At 65.8% G+C, this 26769-nt stretch carries 23 protein-coding genes and 1 tRNA gene; 19 read left to right on the forward strand and 5 right to left on the reverse strand.

From position 1 onward, the window contains the following. Nucleotides 1–15: 15 nt before the first annotated feature. The gene (locus H6927_15630) at nt 16–726 is read right to left on the reverse strand and encodes a hypothetical protein (GenBank protein ID MCP5219521.1); all 711 of its coding nucleotides are present in this window, start codon (nt 724–726) and stop codon (nt 16–18) included. A 71-nt stretch (nt 727–797) separates the two neighbouring features. On the opposite strand from H6927_15630, the gene H6927_15635 reads away from it, so the two are divergent. The 10 genes from H6927_15635 (at nt 798) to H6927_15680 (ending at nt 13897) form a co-directional block, all read left to right on the forward strand. Beyond that, nucleotides 798–2447, forward strand: coding sequence for a hypothetical protein (locus H6927_15635; GenBank protein MCP5219522.1), 1650 nt, complete (start codon nt 798–800; stop codon nt 2445–2447). Nucleotides 2448–2506: 59 nt separating this feature from the next. Next, nucleotides 2507–3994: a site-specific DNA-methyltransferase gene (locus H6927_15640; GenBank protein MCP5219523.1), complete on the forward strand. Its 1488-nt coding sequence runs from the start codon at nt 2507–2509 to the stop codon at nt 3992–3994. Nucleotides 3995–4250: 256 nt separating this feature from the next. Continuing rightward, nucleotides 4251–5897: a site-specific DNA-methyltransferase gene (locus H6927_15645; GenBank protein MCP5219524.1), complete on the forward strand. Its 1647-nt coding sequence runs from the start codon at nt 4251–4253 to the stop codon at nt 5895–5897. Nucleotides 5898–5937: 40 nt separating this feature from the next. Beyond that, nucleotides 5938–6219, forward strand: a complete 282-nt coding sequence (locus H6927_15650) for a BrnT family toxin (protein ID MCP5219525.1) — start codon at nt 5938–5940, stop codon at nt 6217–6219. Between the two features lies 1 nt (nt 6220). Continuing rightward, a complete protein-coding gene (locus H6927_15655; protein ID MCP5219526.1) occupies nt 6221–6508 on the forward strand; it encodes a BrnA antitoxin family protein in 288 nt (95 codons plus the stop codon). Nucleotides 6509–6524: 16 nt separating this feature from the next. After that, on the forward strand, nt 6525–9383 hold the full coding sequence (locus H6927_15660; protein MCP5219527.1) for a DEAD/DEAH box helicase family protein: 2859 nt from the start codon (nt 6525–6527) through the stop codon (nt 9381–9383). Nucleotides 9384–9405: 22 nt separating this feature from the next. Then, complete coding sequence (locus H6927_15665; protein ID MCP5219528.1) at nt 9406–10185, forward strand: hypothetical protein; 780 nt, start codon at nt 9406–9408, stop codon at nt 10183–10185. 99 nt (nt 10186–10284) lie between these two features. Then, nucleotides 10285–10581 carry an AlpA family phage regulatory protein gene (locus H6927_15670; protein ID MCP5219529.1) on the forward strand — a complete coding sequence of 99 codons (297 nt, stop codon included), beginning with the start codon at nt 10285–10287 and terminating at the stop codon, nt 10579–10581. 9 nt (nt 10582–10590) lie between these two features. After that, nucleotides 10591–13158: a hypothetical protein gene (locus tag H6927_15675; protein ID MCP5219530.1), complete on the forward strand. Its 2568-nt coding sequence runs from the start codon at nt 10591–10593 to the stop codon at nt 13156–13158. A gap of 142 nt (nt 13159–13300) precedes the next feature. Next, a complete protein-coding gene (locus tag H6927_15680; GenBank protein ID MCP5219531.1) occupies nt 13301–13897 on the forward strand; it encodes a hypothetical protein in 597 nt (198 codons plus the stop codon). A gap of 125 nt (nt 13898–14022) precedes the next feature. Here H6927_15680 and H6927_15685 read toward each other — a convergent pair whose 3' ends face one another. Continuing rightward, on the reverse strand, nt 14023–14706 hold the full coding sequence (locus tag H6927_15685) for an NUDIX hydrolase (GenBank protein MCP5219532.1): 684 nt from the start codon (nt 14704–14706) through the stop codon (nt 14023–14025). Between the two features lie 75 nt (nt 14707–14781). On the opposite strand from H6927_15685, the gene H6927_15690 reads away from it, so the two are divergent. Genes H6927_15690 through H6927_15700 form a run of 3 tightly spaced genes read left to right on the forward strand, consistent with a single transcriptional unit; the run spans nt 14782 to nt 17376 of the window. Beyond that, nucleotides 14782–15735: a metallophosphoesterase gene (locus tag H6927_15690; protein MCP5219533.1), complete on the forward strand. Its 954-nt coding sequence runs from the start codon at nt 14782–14784 to the stop codon at nt 15733–15735. Then, the gene (locus H6927_15695) at nt 15732–16478 is read left to right on the forward strand and encodes a hypothetical protein (protein MCP5219534.1); all 747 of its coding nucleotides are present in this window, start codon (nt 15732–15734) and stop codon (nt 16476–16478) included. Before H6927_15690 ends, H6927_15695 begins: the two co-directional genes overlap by 4 nt. Next, a complete protein-coding gene (locus H6927_15700; protein MCP5219535.1) occupies nt 16471–17376 on the forward strand; it encodes a putative molybdenum carrier protein in 906 nt (301 codons plus the stop codon). The genes H6927_15695 and H6927_15700 overlap by 8 nt, the downstream gene beginning before the upstream one ends. Here H6927_15700 and H6927_15705 read toward each other — a convergent pair. Next, nucleotides 17373–19418: a hypothetical protein gene (locus H6927_15705; protein ID MCP5219536.1), complete on the reverse strand. Its 2046-nt coding sequence runs from the start codon at nt 19416–19418 to the stop codon at nt 17373–17375. The two genes, H6927_15700 and H6927_15705, sit on opposite strands and share 4 nt — an antisense overlap. 64 nt (nt 19419–19482) lie before the next feature. Between H6927_15705 and H6927_15710 the strand changes: the two genes are divergently transcribed. The 5 genes from H6927_15710 (at nt 19483) to H6927_15730 (ending at nt 24510) form a co-directional block, all read left to right on the forward strand. Further along, the gene (locus tag H6927_15710) at nt 19483–20619 is read left to right on the forward strand and encodes an aromatic ring-hydroxylating dioxygenase subunit alpha (GenBank protein ID MCP5219537.1); all 1137 of its coding nucleotides are present in this window, start codon (nt 19483–19485) and stop codon (nt 20617–20619) included. Nucleotides 20620–20690: 71 nt separating this feature from the next. Continuing rightward, a complete protein-coding gene (locus tag H6927_15715; GenBank protein ID MCP5219538.1) occupies nt 20691–21578 on the forward strand; it encodes a DMT family transporter in 888 nt (295 codons plus the stop codon). Further along, on the forward strand, nt 21578–22435 hold the full coding sequence (locus H6927_15720) for a sulfurtransferase (protein ID MCP5219539.1): 858 nt from the start codon (nt 21578–21580) through the stop codon (nt 22433–22435). The genes H6927_15715 and H6927_15720 overlap by 1 nt, the downstream gene beginning before the upstream one ends. 13 nt (nt 22436–22448) lie before the next feature. Continuing rightward, nucleotides 22449–23501 carry an adenosine deaminase gene (gene add, locus H6927_15725; GenBank protein ID MCP5219540.1) on the forward strand — a complete coding sequence of 351 codons (1053 nt, stop codon included), beginning with the start codon at nt 22449–22451 and terminating at the stop codon, nt 23499–23501. A 37-nt stretch (nt 23502–23538) separates the two neighbouring features. Then, entirely contained in the window at nt 23539–24510 is a 972-nt protein-coding gene (locus H6927_15730; GenBank protein ID MCP5219541.1) for a tripartite tricarboxylate transporter substrate binding protein, read from the forward strand. A 183-nt stretch (nt 24511–24693) separates the two neighbouring features. Here H6927_15730 and H6927_15735 read toward each other — a convergent pair whose 3' ends face one another. Both H6927_15735 and H6927_15740 read right to left on the reverse strand, forming a co-directional pair. Beyond that, a complete protein-coding gene (locus tag H6927_15735; GenBank protein ID MCP5219542.1) occupies nt 24694–25569 on the reverse strand; it encodes a ZIP family metal transporter in 876 nt (291 codons plus the stop codon). Nucleotides 25570–25666: 97 nt separating this feature from the next. After that, nucleotides 25667–26578: a dienelactone hydrolase family protein gene (locus H6927_15740; GenBank protein MCP5219543.1), complete on the reverse strand. Its 912-nt coding sequence runs from the start codon at nt 26576–26578 to the stop codon at nt 25667–25669. 82 nt (nt 26579–26660) lie between these two features. On the opposite strand from H6927_15740, the gene H6927_15745 reads away from it, so the two are divergent. Then, a tRNA-Thr gene (locus H6927_15745) sits at nt 26661–26736 on the forward strand. Nucleotides 26737–26769: the final 33 nt, after the last annotated feature.

Here is a 26769-nt window from a genome sequence, read left to right on the forward strand (position 1 = left end):
GCATCGAGTGCCACATCAGGGATTGCGCGTCGCGTCGCCCGCCAAGCCACCATCGACCCACTCTCTCTCCGCCCAGCCCAGGTCCTGATAGTCTGCTTCCTCGATCTCCGTCACGGCCACCTCGCCACCGCTGTCCCAGTTTGCGGCTGCCCGCGTGGGTGGCGCCAGCGCGTTCGGTCGTTCGGGCAGGGTGGCACGGCCGTACAGACGGCCCAACACCGCTTCACGCACAAAGGGCGAAAGCTGAACTTGCGCATGCTGAGCCAGCACTTCCAGGTCCGCCTTCAGCCGCTCGTTGACCCAGAACTTGAACGCAATGATGTCCTTGCCCAACTGCGGCACCTTGTAGATGTAGCGGCCTTTGGTGCGATCCACCGGCGTACGTGAAAGGCGAATGTCACCAGCCGAATCGCGCCGCAGCCGAAGTCGATAGGCCATGGCGGCCGCACGGCCATACACGTACTCGAACAGGCACTCACGCACCCAACTCGACTGGCTGACACCCTCGGCGCCGGCCACGCATTTCAGCAGCCGCGCCGCCGATTCCGGCAACCAGACCTTGATGGCCACATCGTGCCTGGCCCATCCGCGCATATCAGGGATGGTCTGGAGCATTTCCGCCTCATAGGCATTGCGGGCCGCAGTCGGTTGTGTGCTGCGGTCAGTTGCCTCATCGTCTGCGCCCATGGCATCGGCTCGGGATCGCGCTCGCAGAAACCACCACATGGCTCTTCCTTTTCGGTGCATTTTGCGGGGAACGGTGTGCCGACAGCGCAGCGCGCCCCTATCGTCCGGCCATGCACAACACCTCACCCAGTCTCGCGCAAGATCATCTTCCCCTGGACCTGGATCAGGCCATCGGCCTGGCCATGGTGCGCCGCGCCCACATCATCTGCAAGCCCACCAAGCCGCAGTCTGCAGGAGACTGGCACCAGCCCTTGTCAAACGGCAACCTCGCTGTTGCTGCCAGCCGCGCCTTGGCTGATTATGCGATGGGCGAAGTGCGCCAAGGGGGCTTTCGAAGCAGCGGCGGCGCAAACGGAACATGGACGATCTGCATTTTGGGCGCGATGGAGTATGTGATCGATCCCCATCGGCGTGAGGTGTTCTGGCGCTCCATCGTGGCGCCCCAACGGCTGCTCTTTGCGCCGTGGTGCGCGCTGGAGCCGTCGGTCGGCCCCTTCACCAACATCGACCTACTCAATCCGCTGTGTCGCCCGGCGTGGCTGCTGGAGATCGTCATTCAAGGCCACTGGCTGCGCCGACTCGCGCCGGAAGTGACGCAAGCACTGAACACCTTGTTGCCTGACGACGATGCCACCGATTCGTTCATGGAAGGCGTGATAGCCGCAGCGCACCGCATCTTGTGGCGCGAGCCACGCTTTCACCAGATGCGCGCCGCCTTGGCCCGTGAAATCACCCGCGCGATTGGCAGCCGTGTGGTGGACCTGGCCATGCGCACGCGCCTGCTCACTGATCGCTGGACGCTACTGGGTCGGCACCTGAACCTGACCTGGCAGCACCAGGAGCTTTACGAAACCGTGCAACAGGAAAACCCGCGGCTGCTGCGCACCGTCACCGCTTGGTTGGACGTGTGCGTCATACCCGATGAGGACAAGCCCCTTCACGCCCAACCCGCCATGCGCCAAGCCGTGCTGGCCTGCGGCCTGCCGCCGCGCGCATGGCGGTATGTGTGCCAGCACGGCATCGAAAAACTGGTCAACGACCTCGGCGACTCGCCCTGGTATCGCCTCATGAGCACCCTGCATTCCCTGGGCCGCTGCGGATGGCCACCTCCGCCACCGCTGCGCATGCTCGACACCTTGAGCGACGTGGTCGGAGACCTGGATCCTGATTCGATGGAAGACGACAGTGCCAAGGCATGGTTGTGGAAAGTGGTTTGCACCGAGGCCGCCAACGCCAAGTCAGACACCCGGACCTACACCGATCTGCACGACGCCCTGCCCCTGTGGGCCTGGGTGATGCGCCGCAGCGGCCAACACCCCGACAGAAACCAGCAGCGCCACCCCATCCGCTGGCTGCAGCGCACTGCAAGGGCCTTAGCCCCGCTGTACGAGGGCGAGGACGACGAATGGTCGACCTGGACGCACGAGGTCGATTGGCCCGCCCTGGGCAGCCTGGGCGTGGTGCCAATCACCAGCAGCCGGCATTTGCTGGAAGAAGCCATTGCCCTGAAAAATTGCGCCGACGGCTACCAGGCCCAGTGCCGGCAAGGCGCGTATCTGATGCTCAGTCTGCGCGAACAGCTCAGCGGCAAAAGACGCGCGCTGGTCGGCTTGGCCTTCTACAGCGGTCGGTGGCGCTTCGACAACGTGGCCGGCCCATGTAACCAGCAGGTGAGTGAGCGAGTGCGCCTCTTCGCGCAGCGCTTGGCCCATGTGGCCAACCAACACGGTGCGACCCACGCCGCGGCCCAGGCTGTCTGAACCGCCACGCGCTCCTGCTATAACTTTCCCTTGATACAAGATGAGGGGAAGCCGGGCGCATGTCCAAGGATCGACCAACACAACTCGAATCGCTGCTGCTGGACCTGCTGCCTGCCGACCACGGCGCGATCGGCAACATGGCCTTGCTGGAGCGCTTTTTGCAAGCCGCCCAGGCCGCAGGCGTTCACCCCGCCGCCACCGAGGGCGACTTCAAGGCCGCGCGCGAAAGCCTGGTCGCGTCGGGCCAGGCCGTCAAGGGCAAGGGCCGCGGCGGCTCCACCGCCCGCGCCACCGGCGCCGCCGTGCCCGCCACCGGCGCCGCGAGGCCGGCCTTCGAGCTGAAAGCGCCCACCACCGACGCCGAATTCCCCCTTGCAGCCCCAGCCCCCAAGCCGCCCAAGGCCAAGGCAGCCCCGGCCCGGCCCGCCCCCGGCGACCCGCAGGTGCTGGCCTACCGCTACGCCGACCGGCGCGTGAACAACCCCGAAGTCGGCCTGGTCAGCCTTGAGACCGACCCCGAGCAGCCCAAGACCCGTTGGGCATACGACCCGCACCTGGACCCCGCCCTGCAGTTCGACAGCGCCCGCGCCAAGGCAGAGTCGCTGATCGCCGACGCCCTGGCCGGCAACGACCCCGCCGCCATGCGCGCCGCCCTGCAAACCCTGCAGCGCATGGGCGCGCCCTACCTGCAGTGGACGGGCAAGGCCGAGCGCACCGCCTTTGAGGTGGACACCGTGAGCCTGCATGTGCACGAGCGCATCGACGCCATGAGCATCTTGAGCAGCGTCAGCAAGCGCCAGGGCACTATTAAAAAAAGAGCTGCTGGCGCAGAAGGGGCAAGCGCTAGAGGCCAAAAAGGCTTGCAGTCACAGTTCCAGACCGGCCTGTTCGAGGCCCCGTTCGAGAGCGTGCCCCTGCGCACCGCCGTGGACTTTTACCGCCACGACAAGGGCTGGGCCAACCGCCTGGTGGCCGGCGACAGCCTGCTGGTGATGAACAGCCTGCTGCACAAGGAGGGCATGGCCGGGCAGGTGCAGTTGATTTACATCGACCCGCCCTACGGCATCAAGTACGGCAGCAACTTCCAGCCCTTTGTGGGCAAGCGCGACGTGAAAGACCGGGCCGATGCGGATTTGACGCAAGAGCCCGAAATGATCAAGGCCTTCCGCGATACCTGGGAGCTGGGCATTCACTCGTACCTGACGTATTTGCGCGACCGGCTGCTATTGGCCAAGGAGTTGCTGAGTGATTCGGGCAGCGTGTTTGTGCAGATTTCGGATGAGAACTTGCACCTTGTTAGAAATCTATGTGATGAAATTTTCGGCGTCGAGAATTTCGTATCTCTCATTACCTTCGTGAAGACCAGCGGACAAACCAGTGATCTTCTTGCGGGCGTAAGTGATTATTTAGTTTGGTATGCGAAGAATAAGTCAGAGGCTAAAACTAAATTTCATCAGCCATACATGAAAAGAAGCACAGACGCGAAGCAGGAGCAGTACAACGCTGCGAACCGAGATGGCCAACGGTGCACGCCGTGGCTTGACTGAAAAGAGATGACTTCGCTACGGCAAGCTGACGATTGGCCGTGTTTCAACCATGACAAATGGTTTCCCAAGGCTTCCGCCAGTTCACAACCGTCGAAATTCCGTTTCAAGATCGAATCGATACATCCGAGGTGCAAACAACCACTGGAAACCCGGCCGGATGGCCTTAGACGACTTGCTCGCCGCTCGGCGATTGGTCATCTCGCAACATAGCATCCGAAGTACAAGCGTTTCTTGACGACTTCCCCAGTCGCCCCAATTGGTAACAACGGGCAGACGGACACAGGTGGTAGCTGGCTTCTCTGACAAAAAAGTCTACGTGGTGCAAACCAATGCCACGATCGGAGAACGCTGCCTCCTCATGACCACCGACCCCGGCGACCTCGTGCTCGATCCCACCTGCGGATCGGGAACCACCGCCTATGTCGCCGAGAAATGGGGCCGCCGCTGGATCACCTGCGACACCTCCCGAGTAGCGATCACCCTGGCCAAGCAGCGGCTGATGACGGCCAGCTTTGATTACTTTGCCCTGCGCTACCCGCACGAGGGGCTGCGCGGCGGCTTCATCTACAAGACGGTGCCGCATGTCACGCTCAAAAGCATTGCCAACAATGCCGAGATCGACGCGATCTACGAGCGCCTGCACCCGGCCATCGCCGCGGCGCTGCTTGACTTGAACGCCGCGCTGAAGGCCCACGCCCCGGCCGCACCCTTTGCCGTGACCGAGGGCGCGCGCAAGGGGCAGAAGCTGGTGCTGGGCGGCCAGGGCCAGGACTTGCAGGAATGGGAAGTGCCCTTCGAGCGGCCCGCAGACTGGGCGCCGGCGCTGGACGCACCGCTGCAAGCCTTCCACACCGCGCGCCAGAAGATGCAGGCCGAGATGGACCGCAGCATCGCCAGCAACGCCGACAGCGAAACGCTGTACGACCAGCCCGAGCGCGACAAGGCCAAGCTGCGGGTGTGCGGCCCGTTCACGGTGGAGGCCGTACCCTTCCCCTCCGTGCTATCACTTGAAGAGCTGCCGGCGCAGACTGGGCAAGCGCTGGACGCCAATTTGACTGATATGAGCATTGCCCGCAGCGGCCACACCAGCCGCCAGCACGCCTGGCGCGACGAGTTGCTGAAGACCGGCATTCGCGGCAAGGGCGGGCAGATGCTGCGCTTTGCCGAGCTGGAGGTGCTGCCCGGCACCCAGCACCTGCACGCCAGCGGCCACCTGGTGGAGTCAAGCGAGGCCGGCGGCCTGGGGGGCGCACGCGTGGTGGTGAGCTTTGGCCCCGAGCATGGCGCGCTGGAGCAGCGCCAGGTGGAGCGGGCGCTGAACGAGGCGGCCGAGCTGTTTCCGCGGCCGAAGATGATCGTGTTCTGCGCCTTCACCTTCGACCCCGAGGCGGCCAAGGACATCGACGCGCTGAAGGGCATCACCGCGCTGAAGGTGCAGATGAACACCGACCTGCTGACGGAGGACTTGAAAAAGGCGCGCAGCAGCAACCAGAGCTTCTGGCTGATGGGCCAGCCGGACGTGCTGCTGACACCGACCAAGGGCGGGCTGTGGCAGGTGGAGGTGAACGGCTTCGACTACTTCGACACCGTCAAGGGCGAGCTGGTGTCGGGCGGCAAGGGCAAGATCGCCGCCTGGTCGCTGGACACGGACTACGACGGGCGCAGCCTGTTCCCGCACCAGGTGTTCTTTCCGATGGCGGGCCGGGACGAGGGCTGGATGAAGCTGAAAAAGGACATCCGCGCCGAGCTGGACGAGGCGCGGCTGCAGGCTTTCACCGGCACCGTGTCGCTGCCCTTCGCGGCGGGCGGCAACCGCATGGTGGCGGTGAAGATCGTGGACGACCGGGGCATCGAGTCGCTGAAGCTGATGGCGCTGCCCGAGGCCACAGGCGCATCGGCCTGAAACCGGAATAATATTTGCATCTACGAAAAATAATGCCACAATGCGCCTGATCTGGGACGAAGCCAAGCGCGCCTCCAACCTGGCCAAGCACGGCCTGGACTTTGCCAACGCACACTGGGTGCTCGATTCGGCCTATCGCCTGGATGTGGAGGTGGTGCGCGATGGTGAGCTGCGGTGGTTGTCGTTTTCGTACGTGGCCGAGGTGCTGGCGGTGCTGACGCTGGTGCACACCGAACGCGAAGACGCCGTACGCGTGATCAGTTTTCGCCCGGCAAGCAGTGAAGAAAGCGAGGTGTACCTTGACTGGCTTGAAAGTGAATGAGATGAACCGCAAGCAGGTGGCCAAGGCGGTGCGCGCCGTGCCGGCCGACAGGCACTTCGAGTGGGACGGCCAGGACGAGAGCGAGCGCCCGCTCAAGCCGGGCGAAATGCGCGCCGGCATGGCCGCCGCCAGAAAGCGCGGTCGCCCCGCCGGCAGCGGCAGCAAGGAGCAGGTGGCCATTCGCATCGACCACGAGGTGCTGGCGGCCTTTCGCGCCGCCGGGCCGGGCTGGCAGACGCGCATGAACGACGCGCTCAAGGACTGGCTGCGCACGCACAACCCGGCTTGAGCCACGAACCCGACGCATGACCGCCCCCGCCTCCCTGATCATCAACAACGCCTTCACCGAACCGGCGCAGCACTGGGTGGAGAACCCCGACCGCACGCTGCGGCTGGAGCCCACGCGCCGGCCGGCGGGCTACGAAATCATCGACACGCGCGAGAACACGCGCCGACTGGTGGCGCTGCCGCAGGTGGACGCCATCCGTGAGCGCGTGCGCCAGTGGCGCGCCGCCGGCTGGCCCGGCACCACGGCGGTGACGCTGGCGCTGCTGCAGCACTGGTGGGACGAGGACAAGGTGTCGCGTCGGCAATGGCCGTTCTACTTCTGCCAGTTGGAGGCAGTGGAGACCCTGATCTGGCATGCCGAGGCGGCGCCGGAATTTCGCCAGGGCGTGCATGTGCCGGGCGACGGTGGCGGCTTCGAGCGGCTGTGCAACAAGATGGCCACGGGCAGCGGCAAGACCACGGTGATGGCGATGATCATCACCTGGCAGGTGCTCAATGCCCTGATCTACCCCAAGTCGCCGCGCCGGCATTCGAGCGCCATTTTTCTGGTGGCGCCGGGGCTGACGGTGAAGTCGCGCCTGCAGGTGCTGATGCCGGGGCACCCGCAGAACTATTACGACCTGTTCGAGTTGTGCCCGTCGGAGGCGCTGCGCCAGAAGCTGAACCGGGCGGCGATCCTGATCGAAAACTGGCACACGCTGATGCCACTCAAGGAGCCCGAACGCTCGGTGGTGAAAAAGGGCCAGGAGAGCGACGAAGCCTTCACCCGGCGCGTGATGGGCAAGCTGGCCGACTACCGGGACGTGGTAGTCATCAACGACGAGGCGCACCACGCCTACCGCAAGCCGGCCGACATCAAGGTGAGCCGGGCCGACGCCGAGGCGCTGGGCATCGACCTGGACGAGGCCACGCGCTGGATCGAGGGGCTGGACCGCATTCACAAGACGCGGCGCATTGCGCGCTGCTACGACCTGTCGGCCACGCCGTTTGCGCCGACCGGGCGCACCAATACCGAGGCGGGGCTGTTCGAGTGGGTGGTGTCGGACTTTGGGCTGAACGACGCCATCGAGGCCGGCCTGGTGAAGACCCCGCGCGTGGTGGTGCGCGACGATGCGCTGCCGAACGCGCAGACGCTGCGGCCCAAGCTGTACCACCTGTACCGCGAAGCGGACGTGGCCGATGACCTGAACCGCAAGGCCGAAGCGCACGAGCCGCTGCCGGCGCTGGTGCAGCAGGCCTACACCCTGCTGGGCGCGGATTGGCGCGCGGTGGCGGCCAACTGGGCGGCCCAGGGCCACTTGTCGCCCCCGGTGATGCTGACGGTGTGCAACCGCACCGAGACGGCGGCGCGGGTGGAGCACTACTTCACCCAGGGTCACGCGCAGTGGGCGGAATTGCAGGCGCCCGCGCGCACGCTGCGGGTGGATTCCAAGGTGCTGGAGAAGGCAGAGCTGGGCGAAGCCGCCACGGCCAACAAGGACTACGAGGCGCGCCTGCGCGCTGTGGTGGAAACCGCCCGCATCGACGCGCAGGAGCAGGAGCGCTGGCTGGCGCCCGGCGTAAAGAAGGAGGAGGTGCTGCGGGAGCTGGTGGACACCGTGGGCAAGCCGGGCCAGATCGGCCAAGACTTGCAGAACGTGGTGTCGGTGGCCATGCTGTCGGAAGGCTGGGACGCCAAGACGGTGACGCACATCATGGGCCTGCGCGCCTTTACCAGCCAGTTGCTGTGCGAGCAGGTGATTGGCCGTGGCCTGCGCCGCGTGGCCTACGACATCGACCCCGACACCGGCTTGTATGCGCCGGAGTATGTGAACGTGTTCGGCGTGCCCCTGTCGGTGGCCCTGCAGCCCGGTGAAGGCGGCGAGCCGCCGCCGCCGCCCAAGCCCAGCGTGCAGATCAAGTCGCTGGCCGAGCGGCAGGTGTTCGAGATCAAGTGGCCCAACATCCTGCGCGTGGATCAGGTGGTGCGCCCGCAGTTGGTGGTGCAGTGGAGCAAGGTGCCGGTGCTCAAGATCGACCCGGCGCAGGTGGCGCTGACGGCGGACATTGCGCCGGCACTGGGCGGCGCGGCGGACTGGAGCCAGATCGTCACCATCGACCTGGAAAAGCTGCCGGAGGAGTTTCGCCTGCAACGCCTGGTGTTCAAGGCGGCGCAGAAGGGGTTCGAGAAGCTGCAGGATCAGTTCAAGGGGCAGCGCGAGTACCTGCTGTTCCAGCTGGTGCGGCTGGTGGAAGCCTTCATGGCATCGGACAAGCTGGAGATTCCATCGCTGTTCCACCAGGACCCGCTGCGCCAGCGCATTTTGTTTTCGCTGCACATGGACGCCATCGTGGGGCACCTGATGGCGCATGTGATCGAGCAGAACACGCTGCGGCTGGAGGCCGTGTTCGACGGCGACCGCCCGGTGGGCAGCACGCGCGACATGCGCCCCTGGTACACCACCCGCGTGGCCGAGCCGACACAACGCAGCCAGATCAGCCACATCGTGGTGGACAGCGGCTGGGAAAAGTACGCCGCCAACGTGGTCGAAAAACACCCCGACGTGGCGGCCTGGGCAAAGAACGACCACCTGGGCTTTCACATCCTGTACCTGTGGAACGGCACCAAGCGCAAGTACGTGCCGGATTTTCTGGTGCGCTACACATCCGGCAAAACGCTGGTGCTGGAGATCAAGGGCGAGGATTCACCGCAGGATCAGGCCAAGCGGCGCGCGCTGGACCAGTGGGTGCAGGCCGTGAATGCGCAGCGCGGCTTTGGCACCTGGGCGTGGGATGTGGTGGTGGGCAGCGCGGCGGGGCTGCAGGATGTGATTGCCAAGCACGCGGGACACGTGCCGGCCCGCGTGGCGCGTGACGACGCCGTGACCGAATCCTGAACATGAGGCGAAGGAGCTCACTTTGAATGTCGTGATCCTGATCAACGACCGGGAGGCCATTCCGGTGCGGGCAATACCTCTGTTGACCTACTGGGAAGTGCTTTCGCCGGATGACCTGGCCGCGGCGCTGACGGGCGAGGACGATTTCAATCAATCTTTCGAGAGTCTGCTGGCGCACCAACTGCTCGACGGCGGCACGTCCAAGCCGGTAGCCAAGAGCTTCTGGGCGAACTTCGTGGTGCGCGAGCTCGCGGCTGTGAGCGAGCGCATCCAGCATTCCGAGGTGTCGCATGAAGACGGCTACGACCAGTGGCGTCGTGAATCGCTGGTGACGCTGCCGGCAGGGGTTTTTGTCTGGCGCGACGAGTTCGAAGAGTGCTTTTGGCGCAAGTTCGGGCCAGACGGTGAAATGACCTGGATTTCAGGCGACGAACGCGCACCGAGGAACGAGTCGATTCAACTGGACTTCGACCCTTTCATTCCCAGCATCGAGTTGCAGGGTGTGGTGATGGAGGGGTTCTCGCCAGCGACGCCCGGTGCCGCAGCGACCTCCACTCGGACGATGTCAGCAGCGAGCCCCGAGGCCAGCGAAGGGAAAGCGCTCGGCACCAGGGAGCGCAATACCCTGCTCACCATCATCGTGGCGTTGTGCAACAAAGCCAAGATCGACCATCGAAAACCTGCAAAAGCAGCCATGGAAATTCAAGGATTGGCTGCGGACATGGGGCTTCAGATCGGCGAAACCACGATCGAAATGCATCTGAAACGAATTCCCGAAGCCTTGGTAAGCCGCATGAAATAAGGCTTTCATGGGCAATTGCCCTTTTGCTTGGGCAGTTGCCCCTATTTTTAGACTGCCAAACCGACAGTCGCGCCGTTCAACTTCACAGGACAGCGCAACATGTCACATCACCACAAAAGCGCATCGGTCAAGGCGACCACCATCAAGTCTGCGCCGATCGATGCAACATTTCGGCCTTCGTTTTTCGATGCGCTGCCGGACGGTGCCTTCATCCGCGAAGCGCAATTGGTGCAGAGCCCCAGACGCCCGGACAACCTGGCCCCCTTGCCCTTCAGCGCACCCACGCTGTGGCGCAAGGTGAAGGCAGGCACCTTCCCAAAACCCGTCAAGTTGTCCCAGCGCGTGACCGCGTGGAAGGTGGGCGAGGTGCGGGCGTGGATTGCAGCGCAATCGTGAGGGTGCGTCATGTCTGAGCCGACACTTTCTGCCAGCGGTCTGACGCAAACCCCTGAAACCGCTGAAACCACCAATCAGGCCTTCCTGGAAGCCATCTTTGGCCGCTGCAACCCCGCCGCAGACGTGCGCCCGCTGCTGTGCGCGAAACACGGCGACCCGGACAACAAGAAAGCCGGATGGGCACCTCAGCCATGGGGTGAAACCCGGCCCGAGAATCCGGACCTGAACTGGTACGTGCAACCGAGCACTTTCGCCAGCATCGACGGCAAGTGGAGGGCGCAGAAAGCCGCCGTCGTGGCCGTTCACGCCGTCATGCTGGATGACGTGGGCACCAAGGTTCCGCTGGTTCGCCTGACCGCCTGCCCGCCGTCCTGGCTGCTGGAAACCTCGCCTGGAAACTTTCAGGCGGGCTACATCTTCAGCACGCCCATCGATGACGCCAAGCAGGCCGACGCGCTCAAGGAGGCGCTGATCGATGCCGACCTCTGTGATTCCGGCGCGTCAGGTGGAGCGGCCCGCTGGATGCGCCTGCCTGTGGGCATCAATGGCAAAGCCAAGTACGTGCAGTCTGACGGCACTCCGTGGCGCTGCCATCTGAGCGAGTGGCATCCCGAGCGCCGTTACAGCATGGACGAACTGATCGAGCGCCTGGAACTGACACCGCCTGCGCCGCCCGGGCGCCCAAAGCGCCAAAAAAAATCCAAGGTGACCGGCGAGCGCCTGGCCGAGCTGATCGACCAGAGTGCAGACACCGTGCATATCCCCCGCGCGGCAGAGAACCCCGTCCTGGCCGCGCTGGCGCAGCGTGGCCTGTACAAGCGCCCGCTGGGCAGTGGCAAGCACGACATGACCTGCCCGTGGGCACATGAGCATACGGACGGCATCGACCACGGCAGCGCCTACTTCGAGCCGACCGACCTCTACCCCATCGGTGGCTTCAAGTGTCAGCATTCGCACGGCGACAAGAAGCGCATGGGTGCCCTTCTGGAGTTTCTCGGCGTCACGCCTGCGCAGGCAAAACACAAGGCGGTGATCCGTGTCAGCGCGGGCGAACTGGATCGCGTGGTAGACGCCGCAGAGCGAGAGTTGGCCGCCAGCGGTAGGTATTACCAGCGTGGAAACCTGATCGTGCGTGTGCTGACCGATCCCGGCTCGCAGGAGACACGCATCAAGCCGTTGACCGGCAACGCCCTGACCCGCGCACTGTCGGAGTGCGCGAACTGGGAGCGCTACGACGGCCGTACAGGGGACTTTGTCCCCAGTGACCCGCCCGCGCGTCATACCAGTGTGCTGTTCGATGCCGAGGCCTACAACCACCTGCCGGTGCTGCAAGGCATAGCCCGTCAACCGTACCTGCGCGCCGACGGCAGCCTCATGACCGAGGCCGGCTTCGACGCCGCCAGCGGCATGTTCGGGGCGTTCGACGTGCGCGAGTTTCGTGTCCCCCAGGCGCCGACGAAAGCAGACGCGCAGCGCGCATTGGCGGAGTTGAACGGGCTGCTGTCGGAGTTTGCCTTCGCCAACGCCACCGCCTGCAGCGCTGCCCTGGCCGCGATGCTGACTGCCGTGGTGCGGCCGACCCTGCCTGTAGCGCCGATGTTCCATGCACTTGCGCCGCAGATTGCCAGCGGCAAGACCTACCTTTTGAGCATGGTCGCCGCCCTGGCGGGGCCGGGCACGGTTTCGGCCTATGCCTTTCCGACCAAGGACGAGGAGTGCAGCAAGCTGCTGCTGTCGGCGCTCCTGGAAGGCCCTGCGGTGGTCATGTTCGACAACCTGACCAGCGACCTGATCCCGTTCAAGAGCCTGTGCAGTGCACTGACCTCGGAGCAGTTGACGGATCGCATTCTCGGGGTCAGCAAGACCGCCACCGTCAACACCCGCTCGCTCATGCTCAGTAGCGGCAACAACGTCGGACCGGTGGGCGACATGACCCGCCGCACCGTGACGATTGCCCTCGATCCTCAGTGCGAGACACCAGCGGCAAGGCAGTTCAACGACGACCCGCTGGCCAAAGTGCAGTCGTGTCGCGCCCACTATGTCAGCCTCGCCCTGACGGTGGTGCTGGCCTATCTGCACGCCGGCGCACCCGCGGTGGCTGTTGACGGCAAACCGTTGCAACCGCTGGGCAGCTACGCGCAGTGGACACGCCTGGTACGGTCGCCGCTGGTGTGGCTGGGTCAGCCCGACCCAGCGGTACCGGTGTTCGACCGCATGGCAGACGATCCCGACCGCGAAACACTGGAGCGCCTGCTGCAGGCCTGGCACGCCAGGTTCGGCAAGTCTCCTACTGCGGTGCGCGAAGTCGTGGCCGCAGTGCACGCCTTCGTACCCGACCCGGAACTGGCGGAAGTGGTTCGCGATGTTTCGGAGGAGCGTGGCGTCATCAATCGTCGCCGTCTGGGCCGATGGCTCGCCCGACATCAAGGCCGCCTCGTTGACGGCATGAAGTTGGTCAGGGCCTCCAGGATCAGCGGTAGCGAACGCTGGCAGGTGGTTATGGGGGTTCCGGCGGTTTCCCGCAGCCGACCCGAGGAAAGTGTCCACGCACAAGAGAATGCAGAGGTTGAAGCATGAGTGCCAGCAAAGGACAGCCCGCTGCCGATTCCGGTCACCTATGGCGCCGACGTGGCACCTTGCATGCGGCTCTGGATGCGCCAGCCATTGGTGAAATTTGCCAAATGATTTCGGAAAACTCTACTGGGAAGGAGGTCTGACCATGGGTGGCTTTGGCAGTGGACGCAAGTGGGGCAAACCAACGGTTGACGACCGGCGCTCGCTGGATGTGCGGCGGCTGGCACGTGACGGTCATCTGACGCCGGGCACAGCCTGTTCATGGGAATGGACGCGACGCGGTGAGGTGGTGTCGTCCATCAGCTTTTCTGTGCAGTGCGATCGGGTTTGGCTCACCTATCGGCACCAGGAACGCGGCGGTGAATGGCAGAGCATGAGTTACCCGGTGATCCTCGATCGAACGCCATGCCATCTCGGCGGCCAGCGCGTCTGGTGGCGATGCCCTGCACGCAACTGTGGGCGCCGGGTGGCCGTTCTGTACGCGGGCGAGGTATTTGCATGCCGGCACTGCTACAAGCTGGCGTATCCAAGCCAGCGCGAAACCTGTGACGACCGGTCAAGCCGGCGCGCGAACACGCTGCGCCGGCGGCTGAAGTGGGAACCAGGCATTCTCAACGGCAACGGAGTCAAACCCAAGGGAATGCACTGGCGCACGTTCTGGCGGCTGCAAGCCCAGCACGATGCCTTCGTCAACGTGACGCTGACCGGCTTGGCTCGGCGGTTCAGGTTGCTGGACAAGTAAACCCGGCATGGACACCTGATGTGCCGGATTGCTCGGAGCAAGAGAGCCAACCAGCGTGGCACCCATGAGCTGCGCCAAGAGCGATCAACTCGACAACCTCCAGCTTCTTCATTGGCGCGGTTCGCTCACGCGATACGCCACACCTGCGCTGGCCGATGCGCCCCGCCAATCATCTTGCCCGGCACCTGCTTCAACGCTCCAGCTTCTTCGACCCGGCGCCTGAATGTCACCTTGTTGAGCGGCGCACCCAGCACCGCCTCGCATCGGGCCTGAAGCTGCGGCAGCGTGAACTCCTCGGGCATCAACCCCGGCGCAAACTGCAGCGCCAGCAACTCGGCCCGCAGCCCCGCGATGGCCTGCCCTACCAACTGGTCATGATCAAACGCCAGGCTTTCGTCCCGGCTGGCCTGATGGGCATCCACCCACAGCAATTCCTGCACGCGCTTTCCCGGTTGCACCGGCAGCTCGTCACTCAGCACGGCCCGGTACACCACCGTCATCGCCCACGGCGCCCGTGGGTCGCGCTGGGCCCCGCCGACCGCCACCACCTGTCTGACGTGAGGCAGGGTTGTTCCCAGACGCTCCTGCGCCACCCGCTGCGCCGCTGCCTCCAGTGAAGCATCCAGGTCGATTCTGAGCACTCCCCCTGGCAACCCCAGCTTTCCCACGAACGGCGCCTGCTGCCGCTTGGCCAGCAACACTTGGAGGCGGTCGGCCTCTACCCGAAACACGATCAGGTCCAGCCGTACCAACGGCATCGGGTGGATGGGGCCGGCTGGGATCTCGCTGTTGCGCTGCGGAGACGACATAGTTTTAATAATGATCTAACTAGGTTACACTTAGTTTATCTGATGAACGAACAAGCAACAAGAAAGGTAATTGCCATGAGACTGGGTTATGACGTGATCGGCGACATCCACGGCCATGCCGACAAACTGGAAGAGCTGCTGAAGCGCATGGGCTATGTCCGAGCCGGCTCGGGCTATCGGGCGCCCCAGGGTCGCCAAGCCGTGTTTCTGGGCGATCTGATCGACCGCGGCCCGGATCAAGCGCGCGTGCTCTCGATCGTGCGCTCGATGGTGGATTCAGGCTCGGCGCGTTGCATCTTGGGCAACCATGAGTTCAACGCCATCGGCTACCTGACGGACGATCCAGGCAAACCGGGTGAAGCCTACCGGCCCAACCGGGGCGATACGCCCAAGGCGCTAAAGAACCGCGAGCAACACGCCGAGTTTCTGGCCCAGGTGGGCGAAGGTTCGGCCAAGCACCAGGACTGGGTGCGCTGGTTCCGCACGCTTCCGGTGTGCCTGGACCTGGATGGTGTCCGCGTGGTGCACGGGGGTTGGGACGACGGCTCGGTCGCTGCGCTGCAAAGCGCCGGTTGGGTGGATGGCGTTGCCCTGGACGACGCGCTGCTGCACCTGGTCTATGACGAAGAGGGCGCCGTGGGCAAGGCACGCAAGCGCCTGACCTGCGGGCTGGAGTTGCCCTTGCCATCGGGGCGCGTCATCCGTGACAAGGCTGGCCACGAGCACAAGGATGTGCGGGTGGCCGACTGGCGGCACGATGCGACGGACTTCAGCCAGGTGGCGTTGGTGCCGCCCGGCCAGGAAGAACTTCTGCATGGGATGGACTGGCCTGCCGGCCTGGAGCTTCGTCCCATCGAGGGCTCGCCGATCCTGATCGGGCACCACTGGTTCCAGGGCGTGCCGAAGGTGGAATGCCCCAAACTCGCCTGCCTCGATTGGTCGGCTGCCAAGGACGGGCCGCTGGTCGCCTACCGGTGGGACGGTGAAGATGTGTTGAGCGACGAAAAACTGTTTTGGGTGCAAGCATGACGAATCTTGAGGAACAGCGCAGGGCGCTGCAACGCCAAATGGAGTGGTTGCTGGAGGACGTGCCGATCAAGAACGTCCTGCAGGAACTGCGGATTCGACCCGTCAGCGATGGTTCAGCCTTGCAAGGCTTCATCGCGCTGAAGGGCAGGCGTCTGCAAGTGAATGCCGAAGTCGGTTGGGATGGGCGCTGGCGTGTGCTTGGAACCGGCTTCAACCAAGGCGGCGACTCGTTTCTCTGCGACGAGCGGATGCTTCCAGCCCGTCAGGAAAGGGGAAGAACCGTTCTGGCCGTGCTCGAAATGTGGCAGGCGCTGCATGGTGTCGATGCATCAACGCCCGAAGCCTTGCAATCCGGCCAGCAGTATGCGCACGCCAAGCGCGCGCTGAATGGGTTTGCACTCCAGATGCCCGCGCTCGCCGTGGATGGCGTCGCTTTGCGGCACGCGCTCAAATGGATCAGGAGGCGCTTTCAAGCTGATCTGGTGCAAGCAGCAGGCGAAGACCGGCAGGTCAATCTGGATTTTCAAGCCGGTCTGCTACGACTTGACGTGGGAGGGCAAGTCTACGGTTGCGCGGCACGCGGCGTCTGGGCTGTTCCGGCAGCGGTGCGATTGGACGATCTTCTGGCCGCACCGCCATGGTCACTTCGCGGTGGATGGATTCGACTGAATTGGGCGACCGACGGTCTGCACATCAACGGATGGCTTGCCGGCGCGATCAAGGAAGGCCGCGCGCATGGCTGAGAACAGCAAATTTGTACCGGTTCTGACGGTGCTGGCGGAACCAGGTCCGGCGTACATCTGGGTCGTGCGGTCCCCTGATGAAGGTGGCGTGGGGGGCAACATGTGTTCTCTGATGGGATGGGACGACAGCTTTCCCATGTCGCACGGCTTGTGGCAAAAGTTCGATGATTGGGCTTGGGAGTTCGACCAAGTCCTCAGTGAGGGCGGATATTTCCAGATACCCGATGATTGGGACTGGCTGGCTTTTCATGCCCGAGGGTTACAGCTCTCCCGATGGTTGAAGGATGAAGTCGGCGGCGCGTATCGGGTGGTTTACCTCAAGTACGGGAGCGACCCCAACCGCAGTCTGAGCGAACGTACCGAAGTCCTTGCGGACGGATCACTGCTGCCGCTACTGCCCTTTCTCGGCCCTTTTCCTGAGCCCGCACGCTTTTGCAGACACATCGTGTCGGGCGGGCAGACCGGCGCTGATCGCGCGGCCCTGGACTTCGCCATCGAAAATGGCTACACCCATGGCGGCTGGGCACCCGCGGGGCGACAAGCCGAGGATGGAACGATCCCGCTGAAGTATCAGCTCACCGTCCTGCCGGAGGGCGGCTACCTCGAACGCACACGGCGCAACGTCGAAGACAGCGACGGCACGCTCGTCGTCAATCTTGGTGAACTCGATGGCGAGACGCTGGTGACGCAGCAGTTTGCCGAAGCTCTGGGCAAACCCCATCTCGTCATCCAGTTGGCGGGAGGGATCACAGCCGAAGCAGCAAACGATGTGCTGGTTTGGTTGCGTGACCATGAGATCAAGACCCTGAATATTGCAGGCCCCAGGGAAAGCAAACGTCCCGGAGCCTACGGATTGACCTTCGAGTTGCTTGCTGCGATGCACCGTTCATCAAGTTAGCCGACCACGGCCATCGGGCGCACTGCTGCGAGTGCGACATTCGGGCAGCTATGCAGGCCAGCAAACTTGTTGCGCTCGTAGCTGCGCTGATCCAGCTGGCCCAGGTCCACCGCCTCTTGCGACAACTTGTCGATCACGCGCTGGATTTCCTGCAGCTTCTCCGCGCTGCCTTCGGGCAGCTCGTCCATGCCACGGATGATCTTGTCGGGGTCGGTTTCGTTCATCCAGCGGTAGGCCGCCGCCGACTCCTCGCGCGTCAGGCTGGCCAGACTGTCGATCATCTCGCCGGCCTTGCGCAGCTGCACCTGCTGGCGCGCCTGCATCAGCACACGCTCATCGCGCACGCGCGGGTCGAGCCCGTAGTCGCTGACCAGGCCAGCCTTGACCGACTCGGGTGTGTAGCGGTTCAGGGCACCCGCGATGACACCGCCCACCTTCTTGGCGGCCCATTCCACGCCGGTGGCGCGTGTGATCGCCTGAGCCACCGCATCCAGCGGCTGCGCGGTGCGGGCGGACTTTTGGATCAGCGCATCGGCGCGCTCAGAAGGGGTCAGGTTCTGTTGAGTCCCGCCGCCCACGGCCGCAGAAATGGCACGGCTCAGGCGCGGCGCGCCATCTGGAACTTGAATCGTCCGCTTCTTTTTGACAACAACCTGAGTTGCTGGTTTTGGCTTGTCGGTGTTAAAATCGAAGCGTTCGGAGGCTACTTCTAGCCCGAAGCGGTCAGGGTGAAGCGAAGATTCCTTGGCGACAGCAATTGAAGGTGACGTGGCTTCAGCGTCACGGGTGGGGAAGGTTAGGCGCCCCACCTTCTCCGGATTCCCCCACAAGTTCTGAGCGTTGCGGTACGGTCGCACGGTCGTGATCGAATAGTGATCGCCACGCCACACAGCCACCACGGCTTGCTTCATCAGCGGGTTCGGGAATATGAACTTGCTGCCGTCGTAGTGAACCTCTTTCACTCCGCGCAGCACTTCCACCGCCTGCCGCACCAGGTCTTCGGCCAGGTCTCCCGTTTGTTTTTTCGGCATGCGCGTGGCGTCGCGTCTGGTGTTGTCGGCCATGTGCTCGATGCCAAGTCCGCGATGCGCGCCCTCAGCAACTCCAACAGGTAGGCGAATCGGCCCCGCCTTGACGGTCTCGCCCGCAGGCACTTGCGCCAGATCGCCCGTCAGGTTGCCCTCGTACTCGGGTGTCTCTGGAATCACCGAATCGTTCACCGTGCGGTAGCCGTCGCGCACGATGCGACGCGCCAGCATCGCCGCCGCCGGGTTCTTGCCGCGCCACTGCGCCATCAGCGATTCCAGGCCGTCGAAGTCGGCCAGCGCCATGGCGTCGGCATTCTCGTAGCCCAGCTGGGCGGCCTGCTTGTTCAGCCACCTTGCCTGCTGCTGGGCGTCGGCGGCGCTGCTGCGCACCCGCGGCGGCCGTCCCGCCAGGTAGTCGCGCGCGGCCGTCATCAGCTCGGCGGCCAGCAGGTCGGCCTTCTGCTGATCGGACAGCCGGCCGTCCAGCCATGCGCGCATGCGCTTGGCCAGCGCCGTGAAGCCCGAGCGCTCCAGCCACTGCTGCACCTTGTGCGCCACCCGGCGCCAGCCATTGAGCTTGACCAGATCGGCCGGCGGCACATCGACCAGCAACTCTTCGACGGCCGTGGTGACCGGCACGTTCAGGCGCTTGGCCACGGCGTTCGCGCGGCGGTTCAGATCGTCGTTCAGGTTCAGCAGCGACTGCATCACCCGCATGCGGTCGCCACCCAGGAGCGCGGCCAGGCCGGCGTGCCCCGCCTCGTGCGTGGCCAGCACGTGCTCGGCGCGCTCCATGCTTGCCATGGTTGTCGGCGAGAGGTAGCTGCCGGTGAAGCAACCTCCGCCCAGCGTCAGCGCTTGTTGGTATTTTTGTTGGTATCTTTCAATCCAAATTGATCGAACGCGAGTACACACGCGGCACGACGCATGAGATTCGATTTCCTCCGGGCAGGCCAGCTCGGCTAAAATGCGCGGTTCTCCCAACCCATCCCCGCGGAGAACTCGCGCGCCCAAGATCTGCGGATGCCAAGCGCTTTTTCCTGCCCCTTCATAGGGGGAGTCTCTAGGTCGGAACTCGATGTCTGATTTAAGTCTTCAACACCAGCAGGCGGCAACTCAACTTCCCGTCCACTCCTATTTCGATCCGGCGCTGTTCGAGCGTGAAAAGAGGCTGCTCTTCGATGGCGGCCCCCGCTACGTCGGGCATGCCCTGGCGGTGCCCAACCCGGGCGACTACAGCACGCTGGCGCAAGAGCAAAACGGCCGCGCGCTGGTGCGCAACGCCCAGGGCCAGGTGGAGCTGATCTCCAACTGCTGCCGCCACCGCCAGGCCATCATGCTGGGCGGGCGCGGCAACCTGCAGGGCCAGGGCAAGGGCCACGCGGGCGGCAACATCGTGTGCCCCATCCACCGCTGGACCTACGCGCCCGGCGGCCAGCTGCTGGGCGCGCCGCACTTCGCGCACGACCCGGGGCTCGATCTGAGCAACTACGCGCTGCGCGAATGGAACGGCCTGCTGTTCGAGGACAACGGCCGCGACATCGCCCAGGACCTGGCCGGCATGAAGGTGGCCGGCGAGCTCTCGTTCGAGGGCTACGCGCTGGACCACGTCGAGCTGCACGAGTGCAACTACAACTGGAAGACCTTCATCGAGGTCTACCTGGAGGACTACCACGTCGGGCCCTTCCACCCCGGCCTGGGCAACTTCGTCACCTGCGACGACCTGAGCTGGCAGTTCGGCCGCGACTACTCGGTGCAGACCGTGGGCGTCGCGCCCACCTTCGGCCGGCCCGGCAGCGACGCCTACAAGCTGTGGCACGAGGTTCTGCTGCGCTACCAGGGCGGCGAGCTGCCCACGCGCGGCGCCATCTGGCTGACCTACTACCCGCACATCATGGTCGAGTGGTATCCGCACGTGCTGACGGTCTCCACGCTGCACCCCATCGGCCCCGAGAAGACGCTGAACATGGTCGAGTTCTTCTACCCCGAGGAGATCGCCTGCTTCGAGCGCGAGTTCGTCGAGGCGCAGCGCGCCGCCTACATGGAGACCGCGGTGGAAGACGACGAGATCGGCGAGCGCATGGACGCCGGCCGGCGCGCCCTGATGCTGCGCGGCGACAACGAGGTGGGCCCCTACCAAAGTCCGATGGAAGACGGCATGCAGCACTTCCACGAGTGGTACCGGCGCGCCATGGGCCTTGCGGTCACCACCTGATTGCTACTCTATCAATAGCGGCCTGCGCGCGATCCATCTGCGCCCAGGCCGTTTTTCATTCATCAAACATCATGCAAGCCGCGTGGATGATCGCCGCCTCGCTGTTCTTCGCCAGCATGGGCGTGTGCATCAAGTTCGCCTCCGACGCGTTCGGCCCGCTGGAGGTGGTGTTCTACCGCGGCGTCATCAGCGTGGTCTTCATCGGCTTTCTGGCGCGCTCGCGCGGCGTCAGCCTGCGCACCCACGTGCCCATGATGCACGTGTGGCGCAACGTGGTGGGCGTGGCCTCGCTGGTGGCCTGGTTCTACGCCATCGCCAACCTGCCGCTGTCCACCGCCATCACGCTCAACTACATGAGCGGCATCTGGATCGCCGCCTTCGTCATCGGCGGCACCCTGGCCCTGGGCAAGCTGGCCGACGTGCGCCGCCAGGGCCCGCTGATCCTGACGGTGATGCTGGGCTTCGGCGGCGTGGTGCTGCTGCTGCGCCCCACGCTGGAGCAAAACCAGCTGTTCGCCGGCCTGGTCGGCCTGCTGGGCAGCCTGATGGCGGCGCTGGCCTACATGCAGGTGGCCGCCCTGGGCCGCGTGGGCGAGCCCGAGACGCGCACGGTGTTCTATTTCTCGCTGGCCGCGCTGCTGGCCGGCGGCCTGGGCATGCTGGCCTTCGGCGCGCACAGCCTGGCCACCCGGCAGGCGCTGTGGCTGCTGCCCATGGGCGTGCTGGCCGCCCTGGGCCAGCTGTGCATGACGCGTGCCTACACCCACGGCTCGACCATCGTGGTGGCCAATCTGCAATACTCGGGCATCGTGTTCGGCGCGCTGTTCGGCCTGACCCTGTTTGGCGACCACATCCCGCCGCTGGGCTGGCTGGGCATGGCACTCATCATCGCCTGCGGCATGGCCGCCACCGTGCTGCGCGCCCGCGCCCTGCCCACCGCCCCGGCCGAGGAGTTCTGATGCACACCCACCTGATTTCCGTCGATCAACTGAAAGCCCTGCAGGCCAGCGGCGCGCCGCTGATGGTGTTCGACTGCAGCTTCGACCTGGCCGACCCGGCCAAGGCCGACGCCATGTTCGCCGAGCAGCGCATCGCAGGCAGCGTGCAGGCCCACCTGGGCCGCGACCTGAGCGCCCCCACGCCGCAGGACGCCGTCAACGGCGGCCGCCACCCGCTACCCAAACAAGAGCTGCTGGCGCAGACCCTGCGCCGGCTGGGCCTTGAAAACACCATGCAGGCCGTGGTCTACGACCGCAACGGCGCCAACTACTGCGGGCGCCTGTGGTGGATGCTGAAGTGGGCCGGCCACGACGCCGTGGCCGTGCTGGACGGCGGCCTGCAGGCCTGGCTGGCGGCCGGCGGCGCCACCGAAAGCGGGGCGGCGCCGGCACGTGCGCCGGGCCGCTTCGAGTTGAAACCCGAGCTGCGCCGCTGGGTCGGCACGCAGGACGTCGCCCGGCACCTGGGCCAGCCCACGCAAACCCTGATCGACGCGCGCGGCGCGCCGCGCTACCGCGGCGACGTGGAGCCGCTGGACCCGATCGCCGGCCACATCCCCGGCGCGCTCAACCGCCCCTTCGGCGACAACCTGGGACCGGACGGGCGCTTCAAGCCGTCCGAGCAGCTCAAGGCCGAATTCGCCGCCCTGCTGGCCGGGCGCGACGCCGCCGGCGTGGTGCACCACTGCGGCAGCGGCGTCAGCACCGTGCCCAACATCATCGCGATGGAGCTGGCCGGCTACCCGCCGGTGGCGCTGTACGCCGGCAGCTGGAGCGAATGGAGCCGCACGCCCGGCCTGCCGGTGGCCAAGGGGTGATCCCCGGCCGGCCATGACCCTCGACGACTTCCTCGCCCGCATGCCCAAGGTGGAGCTGCACTGCCACCTGCTGGGCACCGTGCGCCGTGCCACCTTCACCGAACTGGCGCGGCGCGCCAAGGCGCCCATCAGCGACGAGGAGATGGCCGCCTTCTACACCCGCGGCGAAAAGCCCGTGGGCGTGCTGCGCGTGCTGCGCGCGCTCGACGCCTGGCTGCTGCGCACGCCCGATGACTTTCATCGCCTGACCTACGAATACCTGCAGGACGCTGCCGCGCACCAGGTGCGCCACGCCGAGTTCTTCTGGAACCCGACGGGTACCGCGCAGGTGGGCGGCCTGCCCTATGCCCAGGCGCTGGCCGGCATCCGCCGCGCCATGGCGGATGCGCGCACCGACTTCGGCATCAGCGGCCGCCTGATCGCCGCCATCGACCGCGAGGCCAGCCCCGAGGCGGCGCTGGAGATGGTGCGGTGGGTGATTGCCCGGCCCTGCGAGGAGGTGGTGGGCATCGGCATCGACTACCGCGAGAACGACCGCCCGCCCGAGCTGTTCGAAGCCGCCTACCGCGCCGCGCGCCAGGCCGGCCTGAAGACCACCGCCCACGCCGGCGAATTCGGCATGCCCTGGACCAACGTGCAGACCGCCGTCGAGCTGCTCAAGGTCGATCGCATCGACCACGGCTACACGGTGGTGGACGCGCCCGACTTCGCCCGCCAGTGCGCCGACGCGGGCATCGTCTTCACCGTGGTGCCCACCAACTCGTACTACCTGCGCACGCTGGCGCCCGAGCGCTGGGCGCAGGACCACCCCATTCGCCGCATGCCCGGCCTGGGCCTGCGCGTGCACCCCAATACCGACGACCCCACGCTGCACCACGTCACGCCCACCGGTGCCTGGCGCATGATGGCGCGCGACTTCGGCTTTGGGCTCGACAGCCTGCGCGCCTTCACCGACAACGGCCTGCAGGCGGCCTGGATCGACGCGGACACGCGCCGCGCCTGGCGGCGCGAGCACCTGGCCGAGTTCGATGCGCTGCGCGCGCAGCTCGATCCCGCCAGCCCCTGATTCAAGACCCACGGCCGACCCGGCCATCCAAGCCATCATGAACAAACGTCTCTTCCTCGCCAGTACCGCGCTGCTGGCTGCCCCCTGCGCCTTCGCCCAGGCGGCGTGGCCCACGGCCAAGCCCATCAGCATCATCGTCCCCTTTGGCGCCGGCGGCAGCGTGGACAGCACGGCGCGCCTGCTGGCCGACAAGCTGGGCGAGCGCCTGAAGCAGTCCGTGGTGGTGGACAACGTCACCGGCGCCGGCGGCACCATCGGCCTGACCAAGGGCACGCAGGCCGCGCCCGACGGCTACACCCTGGTGATGGGCGCCGACAGCCCGGTGGCCATCGCCCCCTATGCCAACCCCAAGGCCGTGCGCTACGACGTGGCACGCGACCTGGCGCCCATCGGCCTGGTCAACACCGCGCCCATGGTGCTGGTGGCGCGCAAGGACCTGCCGGCCAACAACCTGGCCGAGCTGGTGCAACTGGCCAAAAAGGAACCCGGCAAGCTCAGCTACGCCACCTCGGGCGTGGGCACCGTGCTGCACCTGGCCATGGAGCTGATCAAGCAGCAGGGCCAGTTCTTCGCCACCCACGTGCCCTATCGCGGCGGCGCGCAGATCGCCGCCGACGTGATCGGCGGCCAGGTGGACCTGGCCATGCTGGTCAGCGTCTCGGCCGCGCCCTTCGTGCAGAGTGGCAAGCTCAAGGCCATCGCCGTCACCGGCGCCAGGCGCCTGGACATCCTGCCCGGCGTGCCCACCGTGGCCGAGACGCCCGGCTTCAAGGGCTATGACGTGGTGGCCTGGACGGGGCTGTTTGCGCCCGCCAAGACACCGGCGCCCGTGGTCGAGCGCCTGAACCACGAGCTGAACGCCGTGCTGGCCCTGCCCGAGGTGCGCGCCACCTTGCAAAAGCAGGGCGCCATCGCCGGCAGCGGCAGCGCGGCCGACTTCGGCCGTTTCGTGAAGGCCGAGCAGCTGCGCTATGAAAAAGCCGTGAAGAGCGCCGGCATCAAGGAGTAGCGCGCGCCGCCGCGGCGCGGCTCAGAAGGTGTGAATGAATCCGGCGTGCCCGAGCAGGCCGCCCAAACGCGGTCGATCAAGGCGCAAAGCGCAGCCATAGCTGGGGCTATGGCGAGCATTTGCAACGCAGAGCGAGCGCGTTTGGGCGGGATGAGCGGGCATGACGGATTTGTTCACACCTTCTCAGTGCACGTGCTCCGGCCCCGCCAGGCCGACGGCGATCACCAGCCCCATGCCCACCAGCAGCCACAGGATCTGCGCCGCCGTCTGCCGCGCGTTCAGGCGCTTTTGCAGCTGCGGGATCAGGTCGGCCAACGCCACGTAGATGAAGCTGCTGGCCGCCAGCATCAGCAGATAAGGCAGCAGGCCGGCCAGGCCCTCGACCAGCGCCCAGCCCGCCAGCCCGCCCAGCGCGGTCACCGCGCCGGCCAGCGACACCTTGAGCAGGGCCGCGCGCCAGTCGCGCCGGCGGCCCTGGTGCAGCACCGCCAGGTCGCCCATGTGGTGCGGCACCTCGTGCACCAGCACCGCCAGCGTGGCGGCCCAGCCCAGCGTGCGGCTGGACAGGAAGGCCGAGGCGATCAGTACGCCGTCGCCGAAGCAGTGCACCGCGTCGCCCGTCAGCACGGCCCAGCCGCCGCCGGCCCGGGGCGCGGCGTGGCCGTGTCCGGCGTGGTGGGCGTGGTCGTGGCGATGGGCGCCGGCGTGCGCGTGCTCGTGGGGGTGCGCGTGCATCACGTCGGCGTCGACCATGGCCTCGTCCAGCGTGGGCAGGCTGGGGTGATGCTCATGGCCGTGGTGCCACAGCTCGGCCTTGTCGAGCAAAAAGAAAAACAGCAGGCCGGCCAGCAGCGTGGCCGACAGCACGTGCACCTCCACCCCGCTCTCCAGGCCCTCGGGCAGCAGCCGGATGAAGGCCGTGGCCAGCAGCGCGCCCGCCGCCAGGCTGAGCATGTGCTGGGTGTAGCGCGCCAGCACGCCGAACGACAGGGTGGCGGCGATCCACACGCTGCCCACGCCGGCGATCAGCGTGCCGATCAGGATTGCAATCAAATTCATAGCTACTCGCGCATGCTTGGCGGGGGCCAGAGGCATGAAACATCAAAAAAAGCCGCCTCGCGGGCGGCTTGCTGGTGCAACCAGCGTACCCGGCCTGTCAAGCCACCCCGTGCGCCTTGAACCACGCCAGGGCGCGCTTCCAGCCGTCTTCGGCCGCTTCCTTGCGGTAGCTGGGCCGGTAGTCGGCATGAAAGGCGTGCGGCGCGTCCGGGTAGACCACGAACTCGCAGGCCTTGGCGGCGGCGTTGCCCTTGGCGCCGGCCTCGGCCAGGGCTTTTTTCATCGTATCAATCGTGTCAAGCGGAATGCCGGTGTCGGCGCCGCCGTACAGGCCCAGCACCGGCGCCTTCAGCTGCGCCGCGCCATCCAGCGGGTTGGTGGGCGCCAGCGGCGTGGGCTGGCCCACCAGGCGCCCGTACCAGGCCACGGCCGCCTTCAGCCGGGGGTTGTGCTCGGCATACAGCCACGCCTGGCGCCCGCCCCAGCAAAAACCGGTCACGCCCAGCTTGTCGGTGTTGCCACCGTTGGCGCCGGCCCAGGCCACGGTGGCGTCCAGGTCGCCCATCACCTGCGCGTCGGGCACCTTGGCGATCACCTCGCTCATCAGCTTGGCCATCTCGCCGTAGCTTTGCGCGTCGCCCTGGCGCACGAACAGCTCGGGCGCGACCGCCAGGTAGCCCGCGTGCGCCAGGCGGCGCGCGACGTCGGCGATGTACTCGTGCACGCCGAAGATCTCGGACAGCACCAGCACCACCGGCAGCCCGGTCTTGCCGGCCGGCTGCGCCCGGAACGCCGGCATCTTGAAGCCTGCCACGTCGATCGTCACCTCGCCCGTGGTCAGGCCGTCCGACGAGGTCTTGATGGCCGACTGCGCCAGCGCCGGCAGCGTGGCCGCGGCATAGCCCACGCCCAGCGCCAGCCCCAGCGCCTGGCGGCGCGAGGGCGCGCCGCGATCGGCCGCCACATCCAGCAGCGCGCGGGTATCGGTCAGGTGATCGGTTTTCAGCATGTTCGAGAGCCTCCTGGGCGGTGGGTGAAGGGGGGCAAAAACGGGCGAGTCGCCCGCTATAATCGCAGACTTTACGAGAAAAGCCGGCTTAGCTCAGTTGGTAGAGCAACGCACTCGTAACGCGTAGGTCGCCAGTTCGATTCCGGCAGCCGGCACCAGTTCAAGGTCTCTTCGCCAGTCCAAGAACGCCC

Source organism: Burkholderiaceae bacterium, assembly GCA_024235995.1.
Taxonomy (GTDB): domain Bacteria; phylum Pseudomonadota; class Gammaproteobacteria; order Burkholderiales; family Burkholderiaceae_C; genus Ottowia.

Excerpts from the sequence above, each read along its gene's own strand:
- H6927_15630 (MCP5219521.1), bottom strand. The coding sequence starts at position 726 with ATGTGGTGGTTTCTGCGAGCGCGATCCCGAGCCGATGCCATGGGCGCA.
- H6927_15635 (MCP5219522.1), top strand. The coding sequence starts at position 798 with ATGCACAACACCTCACCCAGTCTCGCGCAAGATCATCTTCCCCTGGAC.
- H6927_15640 (MCP5219523.1), top strand. The coding sequence starts at position 2,507 with ATGTCCAAGGATCGACCAACACAACTCGAATCGCTGCTGCTGGACCTG.
- H6927_15650 (MCP5219525.1), top strand. The coding sequence starts at position 5,938 with ATGCGCCTGATCTGGGACGAAGCCAAGCGCGCCTCCAACCTGGCCAAG.
- H6927_15655 (MCP5219526.1), top strand. The coding sequence starts at position 6,221 with ATGAACCGCAAGCAGGTGGCCAAGGCGGTGCGCGCCGTGCCGGCCGAC.
- H6927_15660 (MCP5219527.1), top strand. The coding sequence starts at position 6,525 with ATGACCGCCCCCGCCTCCCTGATCATCAACAACGCCTTCACCGAACCG.
- H6927_15670 (MCP5219529.1), top strand. The coding sequence starts at position 10,285 with ATGTCACATCACCACAAAAGCGCATCGGTCAAGGCGACCACCATCAAG.
- H6927_15675 (MCP5219530.1), top strand. The coding sequence starts at position 10,591 with ATGTCTGAGCCGACACTTTCTGCCAGCGGTCTGACGCAAACCCCTGAA.
- H6927_15680 (MCP5219531.1), top strand. The coding sequence starts at position 13,301 with ATGGGTGGCTTTGGCAGTGGACGCAAGTGGGGCAAACCAACGGTTGAC.
- H6927_15685 (MCP5219532.1), bottom strand. The coding sequence starts at position 14,706 with ATGTCGTCTCCGCAGCGCAACAGCGAGATCCCAGCCGGCCCCATCCAC.
- H6927_15690 (MCP5219533.1), top strand. The coding sequence starts at position 14,782 with ATGAGACTGGGTTATGACGTGATCGGCGACATCCACGGCCATGCCGAC.
- H6927_15695 (MCP5219534.1), top strand. The coding sequence starts at position 15,732 with ATGACGAATCTTGAGGAACAGCGCAGGGCGCTGCAACGCCAAATGGAG.
- H6927_15700 (MCP5219535.1), top strand. The coding sequence starts at position 16,471 with ATGGCTGAGAACAGCAAATTTGTACCGGTTCTGACGGTGCTGGCGGAA.
- H6927_15710 (MCP5219537.1), top strand. The coding sequence starts at position 19,483 with ATGTCTGATTTAAGTCTTCAACACCAGCAGGCGGCAACTCAACTTCCC.
- H6927_15715 (MCP5219538.1), top strand. The coding sequence starts at position 20,691 with ATGCAAGCCGCGTGGATGATCGCCGCCTCGCTGTTCTTCGCCAGCATG.
- H6927_15720 (MCP5219539.1), top strand. The coding sequence starts at position 21,578 with ATGCACACCCACCTGATTTCCGTCGATCAACTGAAAGCCCTGCAGGCC.
- add (MCP5219540.1), top strand. The coding sequence starts at position 22,449 with ATGACCCTCGACGACTTCCTCGCCCGCATGCCCAAGGTGGAGCTGCAC.
- H6927_15730 (MCP5219541.1), top strand. The coding sequence starts at position 23,539 with ATGAACAAACGTCTCTTCCTCGCCAGTACCGCGCTGCTGGCTGCCCCC.
- H6927_15735 (MCP5219542.1), bottom strand. The coding sequence starts at position 25,569 with ATGAATTTGATTGCAATCCTGATCGGCACGCTGATCGCCGGCGTGGGC.
- H6927_15740 (MCP5219543.1), bottom strand. The coding sequence starts at position 26,578 with ATGCTGAAAACCGATCACCTGACCGATACCCGCGCGCTGCTGGATGTG.